General features: G+C 73.6%; 5 protein-coding genes and 1 pseudogene. 4 read left to right on the forward strand and 2 right to left on the reverse strand.

All coding sequences use genetic code 11. From position 1 onward, the window contains the following. Nucleotides 1-106 precede the first annotated feature (106 nt). The 4 genes from VGD85_RS04275 to VGD85_RS04290 are packed head-to-tail and all read left to right on the forward strand — an operon-like array spanning nucleotide 107 to nucleotide 1,225. Nucleotides 107-346, forward strand: a complete 240-nt coding sequence (locus VGD85_RS04275) for a hypothetical protein (protein WP_331062208.1) — start codon at nucleotides 107-109, stop codon at nucleotides 344-346. After that, on the forward strand, nucleotides 343-639 hold the full coding sequence (locus VGD85_RS04280) for a hypothetical protein (protein ID WP_296216361.1): 297 nt from the start codon (nucleotides 343-345) through the stop codon (nucleotides 637-639). Before VGD85_RS04275 ends, VGD85_RS04280 begins: the two co-directional genes overlap by 4 nt. Then, nucleotides 636-878, forward strand: coding sequence for a hypothetical protein (locus VGD85_RS04285; RefSeq protein WP_296216359.1), 243 nt, complete (start codon nucleotides 636-638; stop codon nucleotides 876-878). Before VGD85_RS04280 ends, VGD85_RS04285 begins: the two co-directional genes overlap by 4 nt. After that, the gene (locus VGD85_RS04290) at nucleotides 875-1,225 is read left to right on the forward strand and encodes a hypothetical protein (protein ID WP_296216358.1); all 351 of its coding nucleotides are present in this window, start codon (nucleotides 875-877) and stop codon (nucleotides 1,223-1,225) included. The genes VGD85_RS04285 and VGD85_RS04290 overlap by 4 nt, the downstream gene beginning before the upstream one ends. 64 nt (nucleotides 1,226-1,289) lie before the next feature. Here the strand turns inward: VGD85_RS04290 and VGD85_RS04295 are convergent, their stop codons facing one another. Both VGD85_RS04295 and VGD85_RS04300 read right to left on the reverse strand, forming a co-directional pair. Next, a complete protein-coding gene (locus VGD85_RS04295) occupies nucleotides 1,290-1,829 on the reverse strand; it encodes a hypothetical protein (protein ID WP_331062209.1) in 540 nt (179 codons plus the stop codon). Then, nucleotides 1,795-2,052, reverse strand: a pseudogene (locus VGD85_RS04300) (hypothetical protein); the annotation flags it as partial. The pseudogene VGD85_RS04300 and the gene VGD85_RS04295, both read right to left, overlap by 35 nt.

The raw sequence follows: 2,052 nt of genomic DNA on the forward strand, positions 1-2,052 counted from the left end.
CCCCGGGGTTCTACGCCGACATCGACGGCGGCTACGGGCAGCACTGGGCGATCAACACCCGCACGCTCGACGAGGCCAAGCGCCGCGCAGTCGAGGACGTCCTGCGATGAGCCAGCCGACCGCCACGCCCGCCGACGTCGACGCCAGCGCCGCCAAGGACCGGCACACCCTCAGCGAGACGGCCTGCGACCTGATCGTCATCGAGCACCGGCTGCGCGACGTACGCCGCTGGACCCCCGAGGCCGCCGGCGCCCACCCGGACGCGGCCCTGTCCAGTGTCGCCACGGCACTGGACGCCCTGCACGCCGAGCACACCCACCGCACCACCGAACAGGAGCAGTCATGACCGAGCAGACCCAGCCGGACCCGACCGGCACCGTGATCAGCGCGGACGACCAGCGCGCCATCCGCGTAGCCATGAACGCAGTTCCCTACGCGGCTGACCTTCGCGTGCCGATCCCGCCACGCGGAGACCTCAGCGCCGGCGACGTTGTCGCCTTCCTCGACGGCCTGCGGGAGGTGCTGACCGAGGTCGCAGCACGAGCCGACGATCAGCACCGGCGTCTGCTCACCCTGGAGGCCGACGTGGGGGCGTTCCGCCGCCTCATCGGCACCGCGCCCGCCGAGGTGACCCCATGAGCGCGCACATCGCGTGGCTGGCCGCTCGCGAGACCAGCGTCCAGGTGTTCACCCCCGGCGAGGACTGGGTGGGTGCCGGTGAGCATCGTCAGCCGGTCCTCACCCTCGCCGGTGACGACGTTGTGGCGATCCAGGGCACGCCCGCCGAGTTGCGGGCGCTGGCCGCCCGGATCACCGCCGTGGCGACCGCCGCATCCGGGCGGCTCGACCTCGCCGCCCGGGAGGACCAGCCCGCATGAGCGACAACGCCACACTGCGCGCTCTGGCGGCACGCGCCACGCCCGGCCCCTGGACTCCGGACGGCGACAAGATCCGCGCCACCGCCGCCGACGCCCTGCTGCCCGACAACATCCTCGTGGCCTACTACACCGGGCACGACCACCGGCTTGGCCTCAAGACCACCGGCCATGCCGCCGACGTCGAGTACATCGCCGCCGCCCGTGACGCGCTCCCCGACCGTCTCGACCGACTCGACCGCATCCGCGATCTTCACGCCAAGTGGGGCGAGCAGTCGCCCGAGGACGCTGACGGCTACCTCGACCTGTGGGAGACGCTCGGTCGCCTCCTCGACGGCGAGCCCGCCTGACCCTCAGCCCGCAGGCCGCCCGTAGCGCTGTCCGCTGCGGGCGGCCTTCTGCGTCGGCCCAACCTCACCAGAGCGTCAGTTGCTCGCCCAGCAGCTCCTGGAGCCGCGCGAGGTCGTCGGCCACCAGCTGCGGGTCCTCGCGCGCCAGGTCGCGCAGTTCCCGCGCCCGCCGTCGCGGCCCGCGCGGATCGGCCAGCGGGCTGTACGGCAGCCGCCGCTGCACCGACCACTCCCGGCGGTTCTGCGCCGCGCTCGATACCACCACGTGATCCGGTGCGATCCGCTGGCACAGCGGGTTGTGACACCGATGCCCGAGCAGCCGCGCTCCCGCGAGCGCGTCCACCCCGTTCATCACCGCGAACGCGAACCGGTGCGCGATGATCACCCGCCCTGGCGCGTACCAGAACCGGCCATGTCCGCCGCCGTCCGTGCGCTCACGATCGGCCCGACCGGCAACCGCGCCGGTCCACCACAGGCACTCGCTCCCCGGCACCGTGGCGACCTTCGTCCGGTACCGCGCGAGCACGGCCGGATCGGTGATCGCTGCCGCGACCGCCGCGAGGCCGGCGTCATCCAGCCGACGAACCGGCACCCGCTCCCCCACTCCCAGCGGTCGCCAGCGCCGCATCGTCGCCGCCCTGCGCGCCGTCACGGTCGCTGTCCTGCTCGCCGTCGTCGCCTGCCTCCGGCTCACTGGCGAGCCGCCGCAGTCGCGTCGCCTCGCGCACGGTGATCGTCTCGCCGCACCACTCGACGGCCTCGCCCAGGGACAGGCCCTCGCGCTCGGTCAACTCCCGCAGCGCCTCACCGGCTCGCTTCTCGGTCTC

Source organism: Nocardioides sp., from assembly GCF_036401255.1.
Lineage (GTDB): Bacteria > Actinomycetota > Actinomycetes > Propionibacteriales > Nocardioidaceae > Nocardioides.

Excerpts from the sequence above, each read along its gene's own strand:
- VGD85_RS04290 (WP_296216358.1), top strand. The coding sequence starts at position 875 with ATGAGCGACAACGCCACACTGCGCGCTCTGGCGGCACGCGCCACGCCC.
- VGD85_RS04280 (WP_296216361.1), top strand. The coding sequence starts at position 343 with ATGACCGAGCAGACCCAGCCGGACCCGACCGGCACCGTGATCAGCGCG.
- VGD85_RS04275 (WP_331062208.1), top strand. The coding sequence starts at position 107 with ATGAGCCAGCCGACCGCCACGCCCGCCGACGTCGACGCCAGCGCCGCC.
- VGD85_RS04285 (WP_296216359.1), top strand. The coding sequence starts at position 636 with ATGAGCGCGCACATCGCGTGGCTGGCCGCTCGCGAGACCAGCGTCCAG.